Source organism: Bradyrhizobium cajani (assembly GCF_009759665.1).
GTDB classification, from domain to species: Bacteria; Pseudomonadota; Alphaproteobacteria; order Rhizobiales; family Xanthobacteraceae; genus Bradyrhizobium; species Bradyrhizobium cajani.
In genome coordinates this window covers 144,911-164,789 of record NZ_WQNE01000005.1, presented here as the reverse complement: position 1 = coordinate 164,789, position 19,879 = coordinate 144,911, and the positions used below count along the sequence as shown (strand labels likewise).

General features: G+C 64.4%; 22 protein-coding genes. 9 read left to right on the top strand and 13 right to left on the bottom strand.

Annotated elements, in window-relative coordinates:
• Nucleotides 1–40: 40 nt before the first annotated feature.
• From GPL20_RS09135 to GPL20_RS09125, 3 genes are all read right to left on the bottom strand, one after another.
• Nucleotides 41–430 (bottom strand): Zn-ribbon domain-containing OB-fold protein, encoded by a 390-nt coding sequence (locus GPL20_RS09135; RefSeq protein WP_157329246.1) that lies wholly within the window; start codon nt 428–430, stop codon nt 41–43.
• Nucleotides 430–1,587, bottom strand: coding sequence for a thiolase domain-containing protein (locus GPL20_RS09130; RefSeq protein ID WP_157329245.1), 1,158 nt, complete (start codon nt 1,585–1,587; stop codon nt 430–432). The genes GPL20_RS09135 and GPL20_RS09130 overlap by 1 nt, the downstream gene beginning before the upstream one ends.
• A gap of 479 nt (nt 1,588–2,066) precedes the next feature.
• The gene (locus GPL20_RS09125; RefSeq protein WP_157329244.1) at nt 2,067–5,558 is read right to left on the bottom strand and encodes an indolepyruvate ferredoxin oxidoreductase family protein; all 3,492 of its coding nucleotides are present in this window, start codon (nt 5,556–5,558) and stop codon (nt 2,067–2,069) included.
• A 292-nt stretch (nt 5,559–5,850) separates the two neighbouring features.
• On the opposite strand from GPL20_RS09125, the gene GPL20_RS09120 reads away from it, so the two are divergent.
• Nucleotides 5,851–7,077 carry a c-type cytochrome gene (locus GPL20_RS09120; protein ID WP_157329243.1) on the top strand — a complete coding sequence of 409 codons (1,227 nt, stop codon included), beginning with the start codon at nt 5,851–5,853 and terminating at the stop codon, nt 7,075–7,077.
• Between the two features lie 120 nt (nt 7,078–7,197).
• On the opposite strand, the gene GPL20_RS09115 is transcribed toward GPL20_RS09120, so the two are convergent.
• Nucleotides 7,198–7,839: a trimeric intracellular cation channel family protein gene (locus tag GPL20_RS09115; protein ID WP_157329386.1), complete on the bottom strand. Its 642-nt coding sequence runs from the start codon at nt 7,837–7,839 to the stop codon at nt 7,198–7,200.
• A 166-nt stretch (nt 7,840–8,005) separates the two neighbouring features.
• Between GPL20_RS09115 and GPL20_RS09110 the strand changes: the two genes are divergently transcribed.
• The gene (locus GPL20_RS09110) at nt 8,006–8,398 is read left to right on the top strand and encodes a hypothetical protein (RefSeq protein ID WP_157329242.1); all 393 of its coding nucleotides are present in this window, start codon (nt 8,006–8,008) and stop codon (nt 8,396–8,398) included.
• A 58-nt stretch (nt 8,399–8,456) separates the two neighbouring features.
• Here the strand turns inward: GPL20_RS09110 and GPL20_RS09105 are convergent, their stop codons facing one another.
• The 3 genes from GPL20_RS09105 to GPL20_RS09095 are packed head-to-tail and all read right to left on the bottom strand — an operon-like array spanning nt 8,457 to nt 9,999.
• Nucleotides 8,457–9,266: an isocitrate lyase/PEP mutase family protein gene (locus GPL20_RS09105; protein WP_157329241.1), complete on the bottom strand. Its 810-nt coding sequence runs from the start codon at nt 9,264–9,266 to the stop codon at nt 8,457–8,459.
• Between the two features lie 50 nt (nt 9,267–9,316).
• Complete coding sequence (locus tag GPL20_RS09100) at nt 9,317–9,667, bottom strand: antibiotic biosynthesis monooxygenase family protein (protein ID WP_157329240.1); 351 nt, start codon at nt 9,665–9,667, stop codon at nt 9,317–9,319.
• A 23-nt stretch (nt 9,668–9,690) separates the two neighbouring features.
• The gene (locus GPL20_RS09095) at nt 9,691–9,999 is read right to left on the bottom strand and encodes an NIPSNAP family protein (protein WP_027555111.1); all 309 of its coding nucleotides are present in this window, start codon (nt 9,997–9,999) and stop codon (nt 9,691–9,693) included.
• Between the two features lie 159 nt (nt 10,000–10,158).
• Between GPL20_RS09095 and GPL20_RS09090 the strand changes: the two genes are divergently transcribed.
• The 3 genes from GPL20_RS09090 (at nt 10,159) to GPL20_RS09080 (ending at nt 12,578) form a co-directional block, all read left to right on the top strand.
• The gene (locus tag GPL20_RS09090) at nt 10,159–10,857 is read left to right on the top strand and encodes a winged helix-turn-helix domain-containing protein (RefSeq protein ID WP_167532949.1); all 699 of its coding nucleotides are present in this window, start codon (nt 10,159–10,161) and stop codon (nt 10,855–10,857) included.
• Nucleotides 10,858–11,052: 195 nt separating this feature from the next.
• Nucleotides 11,053–12,060, top strand: coding sequence for an alpha/beta fold hydrolase (locus GPL20_RS09085; protein WP_157329238.1), 1,008 nt, complete (start codon nt 11,053–11,055; stop codon nt 12,058–12,060).
• Between the two features lie 266 nt (nt 12,061–12,326).
• A complete protein-coding gene (locus GPL20_RS09080; protein WP_157329237.1) occupies nt 12,327–12,578 on the top strand; it encodes a GCG_CRPN prefix-to-repeats domain-containing protein in 252 nt (83 codons plus the stop codon).
• A gap of 150 nt (nt 12,579–12,728) precedes the next feature.
• Here GPL20_RS09080 and GPL20_RS09075 read toward each other — a convergent pair whose 3' ends face one another.
• The gene (locus GPL20_RS09075) at nt 12,729–13,022 is read right to left on the bottom strand and encodes a twin-arginine translocation signal domain-containing protein (RefSeq protein WP_157329236.1); all 294 of its coding nucleotides are present in this window, start codon (nt 13,020–13,022) and stop codon (nt 12,729–12,731) included.
• A 136-nt stretch (nt 13,023–13,158) separates the two neighbouring features.
• On the bottom strand, nt 13,159–13,473 hold the full coding sequence (locus GPL20_RS09070; protein WP_157329235.1) for a hypothetical protein: 315 nt from the start codon (nt 13,471–13,473) through the stop codon (nt 13,159–13,161).
• A gap of 131 nt (nt 13,474–13,604) precedes the next feature.
• Here GPL20_RS09070 and GPL20_RS09065 point away from each other — a divergent pair, with 131 nt between their 5' ends.
• Both GPL20_RS09065 and GPL20_RS09060 read left to right on the top strand, forming a co-directional pair.
• A complete protein-coding gene (locus GPL20_RS09065; protein WP_157329234.1) occupies nt 13,605–14,267 on the top strand; it encodes a glutathione S-transferase family protein in 663 nt (220 codons plus the stop codon).
• 144 nt (nt 14,268–14,411) lie between these two features.
• Nucleotides 14,412–14,873: a VOC family protein gene (locus GPL20_RS09060; RefSeq protein WP_157329233.1), complete on the top strand. Its 462-nt coding sequence runs from the start codon at nt 14,412–14,414 to the stop codon at nt 14,871–14,873.
• A gap of 129 nt (nt 14,874–15,002) precedes the next feature.
• Here the strand turns inward: GPL20_RS09060 and GPL20_RS09055 are convergent, their stop codons facing one another.
• The 4 genes from GPL20_RS09055 to GPL20_RS09040 all read right to left on the bottom strand — a co-directional run bounded on the left by GPL20_RS09055 (nt 15,003) and on the right by GPL20_RS09040 (nt 18,408).
• Nucleotides 15,003–15,746, bottom strand: a complete 744-nt coding sequence (locus GPL20_RS09055; RefSeq protein WP_246250186.1) for a protein-L-isoaspartate(D-aspartate) O-methyltransferase — start codon at nt 15,744–15,746, stop codon at nt 15,003–15,005.
• Between the two features lie 83 nt (nt 15,747–15,829).
• Nucleotides 15,830–16,315, bottom strand: a complete 486-nt coding sequence (locus GPL20_RS09050) for an adenosine-specific kinase (protein WP_157329232.1) — start codon at nt 16,313–16,315, stop codon at nt 15,830–15,832.
• 66 nt (nt 16,316–16,381) lie between these two features.
• On the bottom strand, nt 16,382–16,729 hold the full coding sequence (locus GPL20_RS09045) for a hypothetical protein (protein ID WP_157329231.1): 348 nt from the start codon (nt 16,727–16,729) through the stop codon (nt 16,382–16,384).
• A 146-nt stretch (nt 16,730–16,875) separates the two neighbouring features.
• A complete protein-coding gene (locus tag GPL20_RS09040; RefSeq protein ID WP_157329230.1) occupies nt 16,876–18,408 on the bottom strand; it encodes an acyl-CoA carboxylase subunit beta in 1,533 nt (510 codons plus the stop codon).
• A 138-nt stretch (nt 18,409–18,546) separates the two neighbouring features.
• Between GPL20_RS09040 and GPL20_RS09035 the strand changes: the two genes are divergently transcribed.
• On the top strand, nt 18,547–18,951 hold the full coding sequence (locus GPL20_RS09035; protein ID WP_157329229.1) for a DUF4260 domain-containing protein: 405 nt from the start codon (nt 18,547–18,549) through the stop codon (nt 18,949–18,951).
• 152 nt (nt 18,952–19,103) lie between these two features.
• Nucleotides 19,104–19,697 (top strand): hypothetical protein, encoded by a 594-nt coding sequence (locus tag GPL20_RS09030; RefSeq protein WP_157329228.1) that lies wholly within the window; start codon nt 19,104–19,106, stop codon nt 19,695–19,697.
• Nucleotides 19,698–19,879 lie beyond the last annotated feature (182 nt).

Below are 19,879 nucleotides of genomic sequence, written 5' to 3'. Positions count from 1 at the left end.
CCTCTCCCGCAAGGGGGGAGGGTTACATCTTGCCTCGCGCTCAGGCCACCGTGAAGAACGGCAGCGGCGCGCCATCGGTCGGCTTAAACACCACCTTCACCTTCTGGCCGATCTTCAACGTCGTTAGATCGCAGTCGACGAAATTGGTCTGCACCGACGGGCCTTCCTTCAGCGTGACGTAGCCGATCGCATAAGGACCGGTCGGCGACTTCCGCATCAGGCTGTAGGTGTAGATCGTGCCCTCGCCCGAAGCCTGCTCCCACACCGTCTTGTCGGAGTAGCAGAACGGGCAGATCGCGCGCGGGAAGTAATGCGCTTCGCCGCAGGCGGTGCAGCGCTTGATCATGAACTTGCCCTGCTTGGCCGCCTCCCAGAACGCAGCGGTCTCCGGGTTGGTCGCCGGCGCCGGATATTTCTTCGTCTCGCTCATCACACGCGCTCCAGAATGGCCGTCGAGGCGGCATGGCGAACGCCCAACAGGCCGCCGGTGCCGTGGGCGATGGCGAGATCGCAATTCTTGACCTGCACTTTCGGATGCGCCTCGCCGCGCAGCTGCCTGACGGCCTCGATGATCTTGGTCATGCCGCCGCGGTTGACCGGGTGGTTGCTGCACAGGCCGCCACCGTCGGTGTTGAACGGCAGCTTGCCGACGCCCGAGATCAGATTGCCGTCGGCGACGAACTTGCCGCCCTCGCCCTTCTTGCAGAAGCCGAGGTCTTCGAGCTGCATCAAGACGGTGATGGTGAAGCTGTCGTAGATCGAGGCGTATTTGATGTCCTTTGGTGTGACGCCGGCTTCCTCGAACGCGCGCGGGCCGGACCAGACGCCGGCGGAGTACGTGAGGTCGAGATCCTTGCCGCCGCGCGGGCCCTTCATGGCCTCGCCATGGCCGATCAGCTTGACCAGCGGCTTCTTCAGGCTCTTCGCAATCTCCGGCGTCGTCACGATCAGCGCGCCGCCGCCGTCGGAGACGACGCAGCAATCCATGCGGTGCAGGGGATCGGAGATCATCGGCGAGTTCAGCACGTCCTCGACGGTGACGACGTCCTTGAGCATCGCATGTGGATTGTATTGCGCGTGATGGGAGGCCGCGACCTTGATCCAGGCGAGCTGCTCGCTGGTGGTGCCATAGTCGTGCATGTGGCGCATGGCACACATGCCGTAGGCATTGTGCGTGGTCGCGCCGTAAGCGGACTCGAAATCGACCTCGGCGCCGGCCGCACGCGGCGGCATCACGCCGGTGCGCGGCTTGCCGGCAAGCGTGATCAGCGCGATCGAGCACTTGCCCGCCGCGATCGCCTCAGCCGCATGGCCGAGATGGATGATGTAGGAACAACCGCCGGTCTCGGTGGAATCGACGTGACGGAGCTTTTTGGTGTTCAGGCCGAGATAATCGACCATCGGCCAGGCGCCGCCGGGAGCGTCGCCCGCGCAGAAATAGCCGTCGACATCGTCCTTGGAGAGCCCGGCATCCTCGATCGCGCCCTTGGCGACCTCGGCGTGGAGCTGGGCGGTGGATTTGTCCGGCGCATGCCGGGTCGGGTGTTCAAAAATCCCGGCAATGTAGGCCTTGCCCTTGATGGTCAAACTTCAGGTCTCCGCTCGCGTTTCTTCTTTGCTCCGTTTTTCTGAACCGCGGTGGCCTGATTGGCAAGCGCGGAAATATTCCGTCGGGCGAGAGGGCAGCGAGTTGGCGCAAGTGGGATACAAGTGGGGTAAGCAGCGGAGTGCCATCCTCACCCACATTGCGAGCGCAGCGAAGCAATCCAGAAGTCTTTCCGCGGATGCAGTTCTGGATTGCTTCGCGGAGCCTGTCATCGGGCCGCGCTTCGCGCGGACCCGGTGCTCGCAATGACGTGGGCGACAGCAAAATCCTAAAGGTGTTTTGCCCGACGGCGCAAGCGATTTTCTTTTTTTACGAAAACAACCCCATGCACAGTAGCCGGTGGTGGGTCGCTCGTCGCGCAACACAATGGATTGTAGCCCGGATGAGCGTAGCGACATCCGGGATTCCGCGAGCACTGTCCCGGGTGTCGCTTCGCTCACCCGGGCTACGAAAGCGCAGCTTACTCCGCCGCGATCTGCCTTGGTGCCGGCGGTGGGCTCGCGAGATCCGCGGCGAGCTGGGCGTAGCGGGCCTTGGCGTCGTGCACCGCCTTCTCCTTCACCGGGCCATAGCCGCGGATGCGGTCGGGCAATGACAGAAGCTCGACGGCGGTGTCGATCGTGACCGGCGACAGCAGGCCGAGCACGGTGGCGACGTCCTTCTCGTACCCGGCGATCAGGTCGCGCTCGAGCTTGCGGTCGGCGCTGCGGCCGAAAATGTCGAGCGGCGTGCCGCGCAGGAATTTGAATTTCGCCAGCACGCGGAAGACGTTCAGCATCCACGGGCCGAAGGCGCGCTTCTTCGGGCGTCCCAGCGCATCGACGCCCGAGGCCAGGATCGGCGGGGCCAGGTTGAAGTTGAACTTGAAGTCGCCCTCGAACTGGTCGCGGAGCTGCTGCTCGAATGCGCCGTCGGTGAAGAGGCGCGCGACTTCGTATTCGTCCTTGTAGGCCAACAGCTTGGCGTAGTTCACCGCGACCGCGCGCGGCAGCGCATCACCGTAGCCGCCCTTCGCCGCGGCGTCGCGGACCTGGTCGACCAGCTTGCGATAACGCTTGGCCAGCCGGGTGTTCTGATAGGCGACCAGGTGCTTGGCGCGATGCTCGATGATCTCGTCGAGCGTCATTGCGTCCAGGGTCTTTGGCGCGACGACCTCGTCGGTCCCCTTCAGCATGTCGGCAAGCCGCTTGGGGTCCGCGACCGCGAGGCGGCCGAGGCGGAAGGCCTCCTTGTTCATCTTGATCGAGACGCCGTTGACCTCGATGGCCTGCTCGATCGACTCCGCCGACAGCGGGAACAGGCCCTTCTGATAGGCATAGCCCATCATCATCATGTTGGTGGCGATGGCATCGCCGAGCAGCTGCTCGGCCGGCCTGGTGAAGTCGAAAAAGACGGAGTCCTTGTGCAGCGCCGTTTCCAAGAGTCCGTTCAACTTGCGGGTCTGGAAGTTGAAGTCGCGGTTGAGGACGAAATCGGCGGTCGGGATGACGTGGCTGTTGATGATGCCGCGGGTGCGGCCGGAGTCGCAGAGCGAGATGGTGTCCTTGGCCACTGCGACCACTTCGTCGGCCGCGAGCACGAGATCGGCCGTGCCGGTGACGATGCGCGAGCAGGTCACTTCCGCCGGATGATCCGACAGGCGCACGTGGCTGAGCACCGCCCCGCCCTTTTGCGCAAGGCCCGACATGTCGAGGATCATCGAGGCCTTGCCCTCGATATGGGCGGCCATGCCGAGCAGCGCGCCGATGGTGAGCACACCGGTGCCGCCGACACCGCCGACGGCGATGTTGTAGGGCTTGTCGAGGGTCGGACGTGAGGCCGGCTCCGGCAGCTCGCCGATCTCGCTGAGCTCCGCCGGCGCGCGGTGGCGCGGCGCACCGCCGTCGATGGTGACGAACGACGGACAGAAGCCCTTCAGGCAGGAATAGTCCTTGTTGCAGGAGGACTGGTTGATGGCGCGCTTGCGGCCGAACTCGGTCTCCAGCGGCTCGACCGAGATGCAGTTCGACTGCACCGAGCAGTCGCCGCAGCCTTCGCAGACGGCCGGGTTGATCATGACGCGGCGCGCCGGATCCTCCATCAGGCCGCGCTTGCGGCGGCGGCGTTTTTCGGCCGCACAGGTCTGCACGAAGACGATGGCCGACGTGCCCTTGTACTCGCGGCACATCTTCATGACGTTGTCGAGCTCGTCGCGATGATACTTCTTCACGCCGGGCGCGATGGAATGGGACGGATACGCGTCGGGATTTTCGGAGACCAGGTAGATCTCGCTGATGCCCTCGGCGTGGAGCTGGGCCATGATCTTCTGCGGCGAGAGATCGCCGTCATGGCGCTGGCCGCCGGTCATGGCGACCGCGTCGTTGTAGAGGATCTTGTAGGTGATATTGGCCTTCGAGGCGATCGCCTGGCGGATCGCCAGAATGCCGGAGTGGAAATAGGTGCCGTCGCCGAGATTGGCGAAGATGTGGTTCTCGTTGGTGAAGGGCGCGATGCCGACCCACGGCACGCCCTCGCCGCCCATATGCGTGAACGTCTCGGTCGAGCGATCCATCCACAGCGCCATGAAGTGACAGCCGATGCCGGCCAAGGCGCGGCTGCCTTCGGGGACCTTGGTCGATGTATTGTGAGGGCAGCCGGAGCAGAAATACGGGGTGCGGGAAACGGGCGCGACCGCCTGCATCTGGGTCGCCTGGCGGCCGTTGAACCAGTCCGCCTTGACGCGGAGCATCTCCGCAATCTCGGGATTGAGATTAAGTCGAAGCAGCCGCTCGGTGAGCGAGGTCGCCAGCGAGGCGACGCTGAGCTCGGCGGCGAAGGTCAGGAATCGCTTGTCGTGCTCGTCCATCTTGCCGACGATGCGCGGGCGAACGTCGTCGCGCCAGTTGAACAGCTCCTGCTTGACCTGGTTCTCGACGATCTCGCGCCGCTCCTCGACGATGAAGATCTCTTCGAGGCCGACAGCGAACTGGCGCACGCCCTCCGGCTCCAGCGGCCAGGGCATGCCGATCTTGTAGAGACGGAGACCGATTTTCGCGGCGACCTCCTCGGTGATCCCGAGCTCACGCAGCGCCTGGCGGACATCCTCATAGCTCTTGCCGGACGCCATGATGCCGAAACGGGCGTTCGGCGAATCCATGGTGATGCGGTTGACCTTGTTGGCGCGCGCGAAGGCGATCGCGGCAAAGCCCTTGTAGTCCTGGAGGCGCCGGTCCTGCTCGAAGCGGTCGTCGGGCCAGCGCAGATTGAGGCCGCCGGGCGGCAGCTCGAAATCGGTGGGGATGATGAAGGGCTTCATCTCGTCGGTGAGATCGATCTCGGCGGTGGTCTCCACCGTCTCCGTGATCACCTTCATGCCGACCCAGCAGCCCGAGTAGCGCGACATCGCGATACCCAGGAGACCCATCTCGATCATCTCGTGGATGCTCGAGGGATAGAGATACGGCATCAATGCCGAGATGAAGGCGTGGTCGGACTGATGCGGAACGGTCGAGGATTTTGCACCGTGGTCGTCGCCGGCAAGGCAGAGCACGCCGCCGTTCTTGGCCGAGCCCGCGGCATTGCCGTGGCGGAACACGTCGCCGCAGCGGTCGACGCCGGGGCCCTTGCCATACCAGATGCCGACCACGCCATCATATTTGGCGCCGGGCGAGAGGTTGAGCTGCTGCGAGCCCCAGACGGCGGTCGCCGCCAAGTCCTCGTTCACCCCGGGCTGGAACTTGATGTTGTACTGTTCGAGATGCTTTCGCGCGGCGAAGAGCTGCTGGTCGTAGCCGCCGAGCGGCGAGCCGCGATAGCCGGAGATGAAGCCCGCGGTGTTGAGGCCGTTGGCGCGGTCGCGCCGGATCTGAGCCATGGGCAGGCGAACCAGCGCCTGGATGCCCGTGGTGAAGACATGCCCGGTTTGCTGGGTGTATTTTTGATCGAGACTGATCGGACCCTGGTTGATGCCCATTCTGTCCTCGTTTCGCCCTGCTCAGGCCTTTGTTGCTCAAGGTCGCTTAAGTCGTTGCCTGCCCGTTGTTTTTAGCTAGGGCGCGCCGACCACCTGCGCCACTCTATGTCGGATATTTAACGCTCCGCATCACAAATCTGGAGCAAAGCAAGCGTCGGGTAAAAATCGCAATTTCGTGGCCTGAAACACGCAAGGCATTTTCAATTTGTGTCACCATACCCCCGCCGTCGCGAAATGACGTGACGCCCCTATGCTGCGGGACGACGTCGATTGGTCGCAGGAGAGGCTTTCGATGCGGACGATTCTGGCGGGCTCGGCTCTTGTGGGTTTGGCATTGTGCAGTGCGATTGCAAGCGCGGCCCGCGCCGCCGAGCCGTCGCCGGAGCTGATCGCCTATGGCAAGACGCTGGTCGAGGCCGGTGACTGCGCGGGCTGCCACACCGCCGATCCGGCAAAGCCGTTTGCTGGCGGCAAGCGCATCGACACGCCATTTGGGGCGATTTATTCGCCGAACCTGACACCCGACCGCGACACCGGCATCGGCGCCTGGGCCGATACCGACTTCACGCGCGCGCTGCGCTATGGCATCGCGCCTGACGGCTCCAACTACTACCCGGCCTTCCCCTTCCCCTACTTCACCAGGATGACGAAGGACGACACGCTGGCGATCCGCGCCTATCTCGGCACGCTCGCGCCCGTGACGAGCCGCAACAAGCCGCCCGGGCTGCGCTGGCCATTTGGCTATCGCGGCCTGATGCGGGTCTGGAACTATTTTTACTTCAAGCCCGGACTGTTCGAGCCCGACCAGAACCAGAGTGCGGCGTGGAACAGAGGCGGCTATCTCGTCACCGGTCTCGGTCATTGCGGTGCCTGCCATACGCCGAAGAACTATTTTGGCGCGGACAGGCAGGCCCAGGCGCTATCCGGCAACGAGGTCGGCGGCTGGTACGCACCAAGGCTCGACGGCGCGACGCGCACCGGGTTGAAGTCGTGGAGCGTCGAGGACATCACCGAATATCTGCAAAGTGGCCGCAACGCCAAAAGCCATGCCGGCGGGCTGATGGCGGAGGTGGTCGTCGGCTCGACCTCGAAGATGAGCGATGCCGATGTGCATGCGATCGCGGTGTATCTGAAGAGCCTGCCGCCGGCGCGGCGCGAGACGATCGCCACGCCGCCTGACGATGCCGAGATGAAAGCCGGCCAGGCCATCTACGCAAAGCTTTGCATCGCCTGCCATGAAGCCGACGGCACAGGCAGCCCGCGGATCTATCCGCCACTGCCTGGCAACGCGCTGCTGCAATCGATCAACCCGTCCTCGACCCTGCGCCTCATCCTCGACGGCGCCCACACCGTGACCACGCCGCGCGCGCCCAACACCGGCGAGATGCCGCCCTATGCCAAGCAATTGTCCGACGACGAGATCGCGGCGGTGACCAACTACATCCGCAATTCCTGGGGCAATGCCGCACCGCTGGTGACGCCCGCGCAGGTGGCGAAGGCGAGGAAGGAAGAGCCGTAGATCCGCGCCATCGCCTCCTCTGCGTCATTGCGAGCGCAGCGAAGCAATCCAGAGTCTTTCCGCGGAAGGATTCTGGATTGCTTCGCTGCGCTCGCAATGACTTGGATGGAGCTGCGCGTGCTACTTCTCATCTCCCGTGAAGACGAATTTCGGCATCTCCCATCTGTACCGCACCGCGAGCAGACGGAAGCTGAGGCCGAGCACGAAGGTCAGGATCGTCCAGAGCTCGGCATTGAGTTTGAGACCGAAGGCGGTGGCGTAGAACAGGCCAGTCACGACCGAGACGCTGGCATAGAGCTCGGACCGAAACAGCAGCGGCACGTCGTTGCAGAGCACGTCGCGCAACACGCCGCCGGCGCAGCCCGTCACCATGCCCGCGACGATCACGATCGGCAGCGAAGCGTCCATCTGCCAGCCGACGTTGCAGCCGATCATGGTGAAGACGACGAGGCCGATGGCATCGAGCACGATGAAGGCGACGTGCAGCCGATGCACGAGCCGCGCAATCAGGATCGTCAGCAGCGCTGCGCCACCCGGCAGCGCGAGGTAGATCGGGTTGGCGACCCAGACCAGCGGATAGTGACCGAGAATCAGGTCGCGCAGGGTGCCGCCACCGAGGGCGGTGATACAGGCGAGCAGGCAGACGCCGACGTAGTCCATGCTGCGCCGGCCCGCGGCCAGTGCGGCGGTCATGCCCTCCGCCGTCAAGGCGACGTACGCCAAAAAATGCAGCACGCTGTCGGTCGGCGGCAGGCTCCACATCGATTTGTTCCCTGGTCCCACCATGGAACTTCGCGTCCACGGTTCCCTCCTCAACAGGTTCCTGATTCCCGCGGCTGGAGCAACACGCGACGAAAGCTATCAAGTGCCGGGAACAGAATCTCGCAGCTACGGGTTGTCCCCTTGCAATCAACGAGGAGACCAATCGATGGCTGACGACCGTTTTCCCAACGATCCGTACCGCCCGAATCTCGCCGACGATGAGTATCTTCGCGCGGCGCGCCGGGATGCCGACCTGCAGGCCGATCCCGAGCTTGGCGAGGGCCCCGCCTCCAGCGGCAAGGTTGCGTTGTTCGCCGTTGCCATTGCGCTGGTGCTGGGTGCCGTGTTCTACGGCCTGAACAATACCAGCACGACCAACGAGGCCAGCAATCCCCCGGCCTCGCAGACTGCCCAGACACAGCCCGCCAATCCGGCGGCGCCTCCCGGCATGCGTGACGTGACGCCGCCGCGCAACAACACCGGGCCAGGCGTGACCACGGGTGCGGCACCGAGCAAGCCGGCTCCGGATACGCAGGCTCCGTCCGACGGCTCGAAGTAACAGTTCGCAATGATGCGTGAGAGCGGCGGGACGGAAACGTCCCGCCGCTTTCGCATGTTTAGCTGAACATCTTGTTGAGCTCGCCGCCGGAATAGCCGTTGCCGAGTTCGCTGAACGTCCCCTGCTCCGCCATCTCCTTGGCCGCGCGCATGAACCCGCCCCAGGCGGCGCGCGCGAGCGAACCGCCGACGCTGATCCGGCGCACGCCGAGATCTTCGGCTTCCTGCAACGACAGCCCGGAGCCGCCGATCAGAAGGTTGAACGGCCTTGGGTGGACCGCCTTCACCACCGCGGCGATGTCCTCGCGGCTCTTCAGGCCGGGCGCGTAAAGACAGTCGGCGCCGGCCTCCGCGTAGGCGGTGAGCCGGTCGATGACGAGCTTGAGGTCGGTCACACCCCAAAGGTAGGCCTCGCAGCGGCCGACCAGCAACGTGTTGCTGTCACCGATCGCCTGGTGCGCCGCCTTGATGCGCTCGACCGCAAGCGTGCGGTCGTAGAGCGGGTTGTTCTTGTCGCCGGTGGAGTCCTCGATCGACAGGCCGGCGACGCCGGTGCGCACGCCGCGCTGGACATTGTCCGCAACCTTGTCGGGCTCGACTGCGAAGCCACCCTCGAAATCCGCGTTCACGGGGATGTCGACCGCCGAGCTCAATGCTGCCAGATGCTGACAGGCGTCCTCGACGGTGATGTGGTTGTCGGCCTTGCCGATGGTCCAGGCAAAGCCTGCGCTCGATGACGCGATCGCCTTGAAGCCGAGATGCTGCAGCGCTTTCGCGCTGCCGACGTCGACCGGATTGGGCAGGATGAAGCAGCCGCTCTCGTGCATCTTCCGGAATGTCGCGCGCTTGTCCGCGGTCGTGACGTGCATGTTTCTCTCCCTTGTTGCTGCGCAGACATAGGCGCCCATGATCGGGCGCGCTAGTGCGCGTCGTGCACGGCGCGGCTGTCCTTCGGCGCCTGCTCGCGATCGGTCATGCTATAGTCACGAATGACGCTGGCGATACGCAGGTGGTAGTCGGCAAATATCTGGGCCCTGCCCTTGGCCTGGGTGCGGCGATGCTCCATCGTGTTGCGCCAGGCCTCGACCGCTGCCTCGTCGCGCCAGAACGAGACCGACAGGATCTTGCCCTTCTCGGTCAGGCTCTCGAAACGCTCGACCGAGATGAAGCCGTCGATGGTTTGCAGGATCGGCTTCAGGTCGGCCGCGAGGTCGAAATAGTCCTGGCGATGTTCCGGCTTCGGCCAGACTTCGAAGATCACGGCGATCATGGGCGTCTCCTGTCGTGGATGGCCTACAATACCACCTTGCGCAGGAAGGTGCGCTCTTCGGCGAGGATGAATTTGTTCTCCTCGGCGAAATGGAAATTCGCCATGCCCTCGGCATCCTGGCGCAGCCGCGCACGATAGGCCTCGTAGGCGGCGAGACTTTCGAAGGTGATCAGCGCAAAGGCGATGTTATTGGTGCCCTCATGCGGCATGAAATAGCCGATCAGGTCGCCGCCGCATTTCGGGATGATGGTGAGCCAGCGCTTCGAATAGTCCTCGAACTGCGCGCGCTTGAAGGGATCCAGCTGGTAGCGGATGAAGACGGTGACGGACATGATGAGAGCTCCTTGTTTCCTGGTCGTTGCGAGCGCAGCGAAGCAATCCAGAGATGTTTCCGCGGAGGAATTCTGGATTGCTTCGCTGCGCTCGCAATGACGACCCGGCCGGCAGACTACGCCCTTGCCCGACCGCGATGCTTCGGCTACCATCGAAGCATGAAATCAGGTCCCGACATCGCCATGGTCGCTTCGCTGGTCGGCGATCCCGCCCGCGCCAACATGCTCACGGCGCTGATGAACGGCCGCGCGCTGACCGCGAGCGAGCTGGCGCAGGAGGCCGGGATCACGCCGCAGACCGCCAGCTCCCACCTTTCGAAGCTCGAGGCCGGCGGGCTGGTCGAGCCGGAGAAGCAGGGCCGCCACCGCTACTATCGCCTCACCGACGATGACGTCGCCGGCGTGCTCGAAGGCCTTGCGGGCCTCGCCGCGCGGACCGGGCACATGCGCGTGCGCACCGGGCCGAAGGATCCGGCGCTGCGTCGCGCGCGCATCTGCTATGATCATCTCGCCGGCGATCTCGGCGTGCAGATGCTGGACTCCCTGCGCGAGCGCCATCTGGTCCGGCAGAAGAAGCAGGAGATCGAGCTGACGGCCGAGGGCGAGCGCTTCCTGACGAGGCATTTGCAGATCTCGCCCGACATGCTCGCCCATCCCCGCCGCCCGGTGTGCAAGGCCTGCCTCGATTGGAGCGAGCGGCGGCATCATCTCGCCGGCACGCTGGGCGCCGCCATGATGCAGCGCTTCACCGAGCTGAAATGGGCCGCGCGCGACACCACGCCCGGCAGCCGCGTGGTGAATTTCACCCGCACCGGCGAGAAGCAATTTGCCGCGCTGTTCGGCAACGGCAAGGATTGATCACGCAAGCTGCGCGAGATTGCACATTTGCGTGTGAATGCTTCCTCCCGTCATGGCCGGGCTTGACCCGGCCATCCATCGCTTTATGCGCAACGTCGTTCCGGGGCGATGCAAAGCATCGAACCCGGAACCTCGAGATTCCGGGTTCGCGCTCCGCGCGCCCCGGAATGACGGCGCCACATAACAGAGACCCCAATGAACCGCATCCTCCCGGCCGCACTCGCCGCCGTCCTCCTCGCCTCCCCGCTCACCGCCAACGCCGCCGAGACCGCGCCGCGCGAGCCCTACGGCATCGCGCTCGAAGGCTTCGCCTATCCCTATCCCGTGCACCTCCTGCCGGTCGTCAACGACGGCGAGCAGCTCAGCATGGCCTATATGGACGTCGCCCCCGAGCGGCCGAACGGCCGCACCGTGGTGCTGCTGCACGGGCGCAATTTTCCGTCGAGCTACTGGGCGCCGGTCGTCAAGATGCTGAGCGAGTCCGGCTATCGCGTCGTGGTGCCGGACCAGATCGGCTTCGGCAAATCCTCCAAGCCGACCGGCGAGCTTCACTTCGACACGCTGGCGCGCAACACCATCGCGCTGCTCGATCACCTCAAGATCGACAAGGCCGAGATCGTCGCGCATTCGCTCGGCGGCATGCTGGGCGTACGCATCGCCCGCGCCTATCCCGACCGCGTCTCCCACCTGGTGCTGACTGCGCCGATCGGGCTGGAAGACTATCGCCTCTACGTGCCGCCGACGCCGACCGAGAAGATGATCGAGACCGAGGACAAGCTCACCGCCGAGGGCTATCGCAAGCAGCTCCAGACCAATTACGCGATCAAGCTGCCGGGCGATGCGATCACCCCGTTCATCGATGCCCGCTTCAACATCAAGGGCAGCCCCGACTATCCGCGCTGGCTGCGCGCTTTCGTCAGCTCCGGACAGATGATCTATCGCGAGCCGGTGGCGCATGAGATCCCGCTCATCACCGTACCCACGCTGTTCGTCATGGGCGCCGACGACCACAACGCGCCGGGCCGGCCGAACGCCCCGGAGGCGCTGCGCGCAAAAATGGGCCAGAACGCCGAGCTCGCGAAGACGCTTGCCGCCAAGATGCCGAATGCGCGGGCGGAAGTGATTCCCGACACCGGCCATCTCGTCTTCCTGGAGGCACCCGAGAAGTACAAGGAGCTGGTGCTGGGCTTTCTCGGCCGCTAGCGACACTGGCGTGTCGCCTGGAGCAGTGCGCAGACGTTCATGCCGCATTCAGGTCATGATTGGCAGGTTTGGATCGCGACGTGCCGGCGCGTTTCTCCTCAGATTTAACGTGTCGAATCGTGCCTTTTGATTCATTGTGCGCCGCAAGCGCCAAAACCTCCAAGAACTTGCCCCCCTAAAGACTTGCCTCCCAAGACTTGCTCCCAAGACTTGCTCCCAAGACTTGCCTCCAAAGACTTGCCCCCAAAGACGAGAAGGAAGATCAAATGAAATATCTGTTTGCCGCCGTCATGCTCGCCAGCGCGATCGTTGGTTTCAGCGAGGCGGCCAGCGCCGCCGGCGGCTGCGGCCCGGGCTGGTATCGTGGCGCCTATGGCGGCTGCCGCCCGATGCGCGGTGCGGTCGTCGTGCGCCCCGCCCCGGTGGTGGTCGCCCCGGCTCCCGTCGTCGTCGTGCCGCGCGCACGCGTCTGCCCCTATGGCTTCCGCTGGTACGCCGGCCGCTGCCGCCCGTTCTGATCTCGTCTTTTCGCGTTACTGAGTGGCCGCGCAGGATCAACCTGCGCGGCCATTTTCTTTTGGAACTGTTGCCAAGTATTCCTCGCCGAGCTGGAATCGAAAACGGAGACCGCAAGCCGCGATCCCCGTTCAAGCCCGACCGGCGCGAGATTACCAGTAACGGCGGCGATGCCAGTGGCGACGACGCCAGCCCCAATGCCGATGGCGCCAGTGCCGATGCCGCCAGCCCCAATGACGGCCGCGCCCACGCCAGTGCACCTGCTCCGGCTGGAGCTGCGCAGCTTCCTCGCTGGTCGTGACCGCCTGATGTGCATCGACATCCGGCTTCCCGGCCGGGCCGCCAAGCGGCTGCGGCGGCAGCGGCGCGGCCTGTGCGGTCGCAGCGAAAGCGGCGGCTCCCGCAGTCACGCCCAGTGCGAGCTTCAAAAAGTTCCGGCGTTCCATGACATCTTTCCTCTTGGATCATCGTGCCTGTGATGCAGAGAGAAGTGTCGACGGGCCGACATGAACCGAAGCTGAATCGCGCGTCCGAGTTTTGTCGTGACGTCATTTGCGGAGCAGCGCGGCTTGAATCACGCATTCACGCCGCGAATGCCTGCGCCAGCACCAGCGTCTCGCGCGTGCGCTTCACATCGGGCCAGTCGCGGTTGAAGTCGGCCGTCAGGCGCTTCAGCGCGTCACCCTTCAGCATCGCGGCAAGCTTCTCCTCGTCATCGAACTGATACATCGCCTGGTGCAGCGAGGGATCATCCAGGCTCCAGAACCGCCAGGCCTTGCTCACGCCGAATGCTTCCACCGCGTCGGGCACATGTTCCGTCTCGTACCATGTGTCGAAGGCGGCGCGCTTGCTGGCGTCGGTGACGGTGGCGCGGACGACGAAGAAGGCTGACGGCATCGGGGTTCCTCCTGTTGTTTGGGGAAAGACTAGCCGCTTAAATCGCCGGCGCCCAAAAAAGAGTTGGCACCGATGTCGGAACGCGCGCCGTTCGTTCGTCCTTTGCTTCGAACGGGACATGGAGACACCGCATGGCCAACCTTACACTCTTCACCTTCGACTGGGTTCCCGAGATGCCGCGCGGCTTCGTGCGCGACGTTCGCGTGCGCTGGGCACTGGAAGAAGCCGCCTTGCCCTATCGCGTCGCGAGCGTGCCGTTCGGCGACCGCGGCGCCGAGCATTTCGCGCACCAGCCGTTCGGCCAGGTGCCGTGGCTGACCGATGGCGACCTCTCGATCTTCGAAACCGGCGCGATCCTGCTGCATTTCGGCGAGCGCAACGCCGAGCTGATGCCGACCGATCCGCGCGGCCGCAGCGAGGCGACAAAGTGGGTGTTCGCCGCGCTCAATTCGGTGGAGATGGCCAGCCTGCCCTGGGCGCTTCTCAAGTTCACCGGCAATGCGAACGACACACCCGCGTGGAAATTTCTCGACGATTTCCTCAGGCTCCGCCTCAAGCGCATGGAGACGGTGCTGGCCGGCCGCGAATGGCTGGCGGGCTCCTTCTCCGTCGCCGACATCCTGATGTCGGACGTGCTGCGCCTCGTCGATCGCTTCGATGGATTGGCTGAACACCCGGCCTGCCACAACTACGTCGCACGCGCCACGGCCCGACCGGCCTTCGTCAAGGCGCGCGCGGACCAGATGGCGCATTTCGCCGCAGCGGATGCGGCACGTAAAAGCCAAGGAACCTAGCGGCGGACAGGCATTGACGCATCGCAGCGCGGCGCACCGGCTGTCATACTTTGTTCAAAGACCGGGCCGAAGATTCCGGACACGGTACGAGGCGGGCTGGGTCGTCCTGCATGGATCAAATCCATCAAACCAGAAGAGGCAGCCATGGCAACCAAAGTAAAACCGGTTCCCGAGGGATACCACACCGTCACGCCCTATCTCGTCGTCGATGGTGCGGAGAAGGTCATCCACTTCATGAAAGACGCTTTTGGAGCCCAACCGGTCTTCGAGCCGCTGATGCGGCCGGATGGCAAGGTTGGACATGCGGAGTTCAAAATCGGAAATTCCATCGTCATGATTTCCGATTCCTCGGAGCGCGCACAAGCAACATCCACGATGCTTTATCTCTACGTACCGAACGTGGATGCAGTCTATCAGAAGGCGCTCAAGGCCGGCGGCACGTCGGTGATGGAGCCGGCCGATCAATTTTACGGCGACCGCAGCGGTGGCGTGACGGATCCCGCCGGCAACCGCTGGCACATCGGCACCCATATCGAGGATGTATCTCCGGCCGAGCTGAAGAAGCGTGCGGCGGAGGCCATGAGGCAGCAGAACAAGGCTGCGTAGACGAGGCACACGCTTCGCAGCCGCAGGGCGGATTGGCGTTAGCGCAATCCGCCCATCTGCCGTCAGGAAGGCGGCGCGTTACGGCTTCGTCGAACCTGCCTTACGCGTTCGCGCTCGACCGTTGCGCATCTAGTTCTGTGGACGCGTAAAGGGGACAAAACGCACGAGGGCAACGGCGCGCGTCGTCGTCTTGCCGGGTGCAGTTTTTTCGACGATCGTGAGCTGCTGGGTGCTGTAACCAGCTCCCACCGGCATGACGAGTCGACCACCCAATTTGAGCTGCTCGATCAATCGCGGCGGCACATGACCGAGCGCGGCCGTGACGATGATGGCGTCAAACGGACCGCATTCGGGCCAGCCATCGTAGCCGTCGCCAAGCCTGACGCTGACGTTGTCATACGCGAGGTCTCTCAGTGTCTTCGTGGCGGTCTCGGCCAATTGCGGGATGATCTCGATGGTGCAGACCTTTCGCGCCAGTCGCGCGAGGATTGCGGCCTGGTAGCCCGAACCCGTGCCGACTTCGAGCACAATTTGATCGGGCGCGACCTCGGCCAACGCTGTCATCAGGGCCACGATGTAGGGCTGCGATATGGTCTGGCCGAGGCCTATCGGTACCGGGCTGTCGGCGTAGGCGATCGCGCAGGATCGCTCGGGGATGAACAGATGGCGTTTGGTTTGTGCCATCGCCTCAAGCACCCTCTCCGGCAGGCCTTGCGGACCCAAGCCACTTCCGGCGGACCGGGCATAGGCCCGGATGGTTTCGACCATGGCGGCGCGTTCGCGGACGCATTGGTCGTCCTGCGGGGCGCCCTGTGCGGCCGCCTCCCACGCCGCGACAACCATGGCAAGCACGTGCAGCAAGGCCTTCATCATCGTGCGTCCTCCACGAGGTACGCAATTTGCGTCGACCGCCTGCGCGCAACGAATGGAATCGATCGATGACCGGTATCCAGTCGCTACAGCTTGTAGCCGATCTTTCGCAGCAGGTCTTTCCGCCACGCAATGTCCGCGTCGGTCTCAATGCCGAGTGGCGAGTTGCCATCCACCACGCCGAGCACGCCGCGGCCGAGGTCCGTTTGCGCGACGATCACCTGTGTCGGATTGGCCGTCGCACAATAGATGCGGCAGACCTCCGGCACCGCGCGGACCGCAGCCAGCACGTTGACGGGAAAGAATCCGTCACCCAGGAAGATCAGGAACGTGTGTCCGGCGCCGATGGCCAATGCGTTGTCGCGCGCGAGGGTGAGAGCAGGTTCGTCGTTCCCCGACCAGCGCACCAGCCGCTTGCCGGAGGCCTCGCAGAAGGCGAGCCCGAAGCGGATGCCCGGCACCGCGCCGACCAGCGCTTCGTGGAGGTCTTCCACGGTCTTGATGAAATGCGACTGCCCAAAGATGAAGTTGGCGGTGTCCGGCTTGACGATGGGCACCACGGTGAGTTCCATGGCTGCGCTCCTTCAAGGGTCCAACGCCAGTCATGGTAGGCCTGCGGCAGGCGATTGCAAGCCGCTTCACATCAGCTTCATGGGCGCATCAGCGACCAGACGAAGATCGATCCTGCCGATCAGCTCCAGGCGGCGCAGCTCCGCCGCGCTGATCGCGGCGTCGGTCTGCCGCAAGGTACTGACGTTCGAGCCCAGCGACACGATCCCGCCCAGCACCAGGGCGATCGAGCCGAGGGCCGCGGTCTGCCCTGCCCCCAACAGGCCGAGGATCGTGATCAGCAGCAGCGCCCCTCCGCCGCCGATCGCGATCTTGGATGCTAGAATATATTTCCGGCACCGCTCGGCGATCTCGGCCAAAGCCTCGATCCGATCTTCGATGTCGGAGATTTCGTCGGTCGGATCGTCTTCGGTCATTGGATCGAGGATGCCAAATCAGAAGAAATTGTTAGCCCGCATGAGCGCAGCGACATGCGGGAACTGGGCAAAGACCCGGATGTCGCGGAGCCTGTCATCGGGCGGCGCTTTGCGCCGACCCGTTGGCTCATCCGGGCTACGTGACCTCACAACGGCAAATTGTCGTGCTTCTTTGCCGGCATTTCCGTCTTCTTGTCCTTGAGCATCGCCAGCGCCCGCGCGATCCGCTTCCGCGTCGAATGCGGCATGATGACGTCGTCGATGTAGCCGCGCTCGGCGGCGATGAAGGGGGACAGGAAGCGGTCTTCGTATTCCTTGGTGCGGGCGGCGATCTTGTCGGGGTCGCCGATGTCACTGCGGAAGATGATCTCGACCGCGCCCTTGGCGCCCATGACGGCGATCTGGGCGCTCGGCCAGGCGTAGTTCATGTCGGCGCCGATCTCCTTGGACGCCATGACGTCGAAGGCACCGCCATAGGCCTTGCGGGTGATGATGGTGACCAGCGGCACGGTGCACTGCGAATAGGCGAACAGGAGTTTTGCGCCGTGCTTGATCAGGCCGCCATATTCCTGCGCGGTGCCCGGCAAGAAGCCCGGCACGTCGACGAAGGTGACGATCGGGATGTTGAAGGCGTCACAGAAACGGACGAAGCGCGCGGCCTTGCGCGAGGCATCAGAGTCGAGCACGCCGGCCAGCACCATCGGCTGGTTGGCGACGAAGCCGACGGTGCGGCCCGCGATGCGGCCGAAACCGGTGACGATGTTCTTGGCGAAGGCCTCCGCGATCTCGAAGAAATCGCCCTCGTCCACGACCTTCAGGATCAGCTCCTTCATGTCGTAGGGCTTGTTCGGATTGTCGGGGATCAGTGTGTCCAGGGACATGTCGACGCGGCCGATATCGTCGAAGCTCGGCCATTCCGGCACGCCGTCGGTGTTGTTGGACGGCAGGAAGTCGATCAGGCGGCGCATCTGGAGCAGCGTCTCGACGTCGTTCTCGAAGGCGCCGTCGGCGATCGAGGAGCGCGTCGCGTGCACCGAGGCGCCGCCGAGCTCTTCCGCCGTGACGACCTCGTTGGTGACGGTCTTCACGACGTCCGGGCCGGTGACGAACATGTAGCTGGTGTTCTTCACCATGAAGATGAAGTCGGTCATGGCCGGCGAATAGACGTCGCCGCCGGCGCAGGGGCCCATGATGACGGAGATCTGCGGGATCACGCCCGAGGCGAGCACGTTGCGGCGGAACACGTAGGAATAGCCGGCGAGCGCGGCGACGCCCTCCTGGATGCGCGCGCCGCCCGCGTCATAGAGGCCGATGATGGGCGCCCGCGCCTTCATCGCCATGTCCTGCAACTTCGTGATCTTCAGCGCGTGCGTCTCGGACAGCGAGCCGCCGAACACGGTAAAGTCCTTGGCGAACACAAAGGTCTTGCGGCCGTTGACGGTGCCCCAGCCGGTGACGACGCCGTCGCCGGGCACCTTGGTCTTCTCCATGCCGAACTCGGTGGAGCGGTGCTCGACGAACATGTCGAATTCCTCGAACGATCCCTTGTCGAGCAGCAGCTCGATGCGCTCGCGCGCGGTCAGCTTGCCGCGGGCATGCTGCGCCTCGATGCGCTTCTCCCCGCCGCCGAGCTTTGCGCCGGCACGACGATCTTCAAGGGCGTCCAGGATGTGTTTCATTTGCTCCCGCCAGGTCTTAAGTGATGCGGGGTTCTAACACGGCATTTTGCGGGCCGGAAAGCGCCCTTTCGGCCCCGCAGGGCTGCCTTGCCGCAGCGTGAAAGCGCAAGGAATTACAAAGTTTTGCCTGGAGACGACATGGACGAGAGATCTGCCGAAACCGGGGCTGCGACAGGCGGCGTCAACATCTTGCTCCGCCTGGAGGGCCTGACCCTGTTCGCAGGCATGGTGATGCTCTACGCGGCCTGGGATGGCTCGTGGCTGGTGTTCGCCCTGCTCTTCTTCGTCCCGGATTTGAGCTTCCTGGCATACCTGTCCGACGCCCGGTTCGGCGCGATGGTCTACAACGCCGCCCACAGCTACATGGCGCCGGTGACGCTGCTGACGCTGGGCTTCGGCCTCGCCTCGCCGCTCACTCTGTCCATCGCCTTGATCTGGCTCGCTCATATCGGCATCGACCGGGCACTCGGCTATGGGTTGAAATATTCCGCCGGATACGGCTTCACCCATCTCGGGCGGATCGGACGGCAGAAAGACACCTGACGGCCGCGCGCTGCCCGCAAATTTGGCGGCCGGTCCGGTTGACCGGGCCAGCCGATTCAGGCTTGCTCCGGACTTGCGATCAGGCGCCGAATGTTGCGTGAGCCCAGTCGGTACGGCGGCGGTCCATCACGTCTGGCTGCAAGCATCACCTCATGTCCGCGACGGTCGTCCCCCTGCCGCCGAATCCATCGTCCGAGACGATCGATTTCCTGCGGCGCATGGCCAGCATGGTGTCGGGGCGCAACGGCGAGATGCTGCTGCGTGCGGCCGCACTGATCGAGTCGCTGGCGCAGCGCGCGATGTCGGCCGAGCGGCTCTATCACGAGCAGCAGGTCCAGAGCATGCGCAGCGCCGAGCTGCGCGAGGCCGCCGAGCTTGCGTCCGACGCCATGGTCGGCCAGATCGCGGCGCTGCGGACCCAGCTTGCCGAGGTCACCGCGGCGGCGGCGGCCGAGCGTGCCGCGTTCGAGGCCGAGCGCGGCAAGCTGCTCGGCCTGATGACGCACGCGGAGAGCCATATCGGCAAGCTCACAGGCGAGCTGGAGACGCTGCGCGCTTCCGTCGACAGCTTCAACGAGACCGTCGTCTCGGTGCCGATCGAGGTGCTGCGGCTGGCGCGGACGCAGTTCGACTATCTGTCGAGCGGCTTTGCCAGAAACAGCGACGTGATCTCGCAGGCCATGAGCGAGATCGGCGGCTTTGCGATCGACCAGGCGCTGACGACGAAGAAGGCCGACAAGACCTGAGGCTGCCAGGCGCTGTTCAAGCTGGGATAGGCGGCGGACGATCGCACAACACATGGGAGCTTGGGCGCGCTGAAGATTCCACAGCGTCATGGCCGGGCTTGTCCCGGCCATCCACGGCTCGCCCGCGGCACCAAGAACGTGGATGCCAGGGACAAGCCCGGGCATGACGCCCTTTGGGGCCC

Bases quoted from the DNA above. Each gene is read 5' to 3' on its own strand.
- GPL20_RS09135 (WP_157329246.1), bottom strand. From the start codon at position 430: ATGAGCGAGACGAAGAAATATCCGGCGCCGGCGACCAACCCGGAGACC.
- GPL20_RS09125 (WP_157329244.1), bottom strand. From the start codon at position 5,558: ATGGGCATCAACCAGGGTCCGATCAGTCTCGATCAAAAATACACCCAG.
- GPL20_RS09120 (WP_157329243.1), top strand. From the start codon at position 5,851: ATGCGGACGATTCTGGCGGGCTCGGCTCTTGTGGGTTTGGCATTGTGC.
- GPL20_RS09115 (WP_157329386.1), bottom strand. From the start codon at position 7,839: ATGTGGAGCCTGCCGCCGACCGACAGCGTGCTGCATTTTTTGGCGTAC.
- GPL20_RS09110 (WP_157329242.1), top strand. From the start codon at position 8,006: ATGGCTGACGACCGTTTTCCCAACGATCCGTACCGCCCGAATCTCGCC.
- GPL20_RS09105 (WP_157329241.1), bottom strand. From the start codon at position 9,266: ATGCACGTCACGACCGCGGACAAGCGCGCGACATTCCGGAAGATGCAC.
- GPL20_RS09100 (WP_157329240.1), bottom strand. From the start codon at position 9,667: ATGATCGCCGTGATCTTCGAAGTCTGGCCGAAGCCGGAACATCGCCAG.
- GPL20_RS09095 (WP_027555111.1), bottom strand. From the start codon at position 9,999: ATGTCCGTCACCGTCTTCATCCGCTACCAGCTGGATCCCTTCAAGCGC.
- GPL20_RS09090 (WP_167532949.1), top strand. From the start codon at position 10,159: ATGAAATCAGGTCCCGACATCGCCATGGTCGCTTCGCTGGTCGGCGAT.
- GPL20_RS09085 (WP_157329238.1), top strand. From the start codon at position 11,053: ATGAACCGCATCCTCCCGGCCGCACTCGCCGCCGTCCTCCTCGCCTCC.
- GPL20_RS09080 (WP_157329237.1), top strand. From the start codon at position 12,327: ATGAAATATCTGTTTGCCGCCGTCATGCTCGCCAGCGCGATCGTTGGT.
- GPL20_RS09075 (WP_157329236.1), bottom strand. From the start codon at position 13,022: ATGGAACGCCGGAACTTTTTGAAGCTCGCACTGGGCGTGACTGCGGGA.
- GPL20_RS09070 (WP_157329235.1), bottom strand. From the start codon at position 13,473: ATGCCGTCAGCCTTCTTCGTCGTCCGCGCCACCGTCACCGACGCCAGC.
- GPL20_RS09065 (WP_157329234.1), top strand. From the start codon at position 13,605: ATGGCCAACCTTACACTCTTCACCTTCGACTGGGTTCCCGAGATGCCG.
- GPL20_RS09060 (WP_157329233.1), top strand. From the start codon at position 14,412: ATGGCAACCAAAGTAAAACCGGTTCCCGAGGGATACCACACCGTCACG.
- GPL20_RS09055 (WP_246250186.1), bottom strand. From the start codon at position 15,746: ATGATGAAGGCCTTGCTGCACGTGCTTGCCATGGTTGTCGCGGCGTGG.
- GPL20_RS09050 (WP_157329232.1), bottom strand. From the start codon at position 16,315: ATGGAACTCACCGTGGTGCCCATCGTCAAGCCGGACACCGCCAACTTC.
- GPL20_RS09045 (WP_157329231.1), bottom strand. From the start codon at position 16,729: ATGACCGAAGACGATCCGACCGACGAAATCTCCGACATCGAAGATCGG.
- GPL20_RS09040 (WP_157329230.1), bottom strand. From the start codon at position 18,408: ATGAAACACATCCTGGACGCCCTTGAAGATCGTCGTGCCGGCGCAAAG.
- GPL20_RS09035 (WP_157329229.1), top strand. From the start codon at position 18,547: ATGGACGAGAGATCTGCCGAAACCGGGGCTGCGACAGGCGGCGTCAAC.
- GPL20_RS09030 (WP_157329228.1), top strand. From the start codon at position 19,104: ATGTCCGCGACGGTCGTCCCCCTGCCGCCGAATCCATCGTCCGAGACG.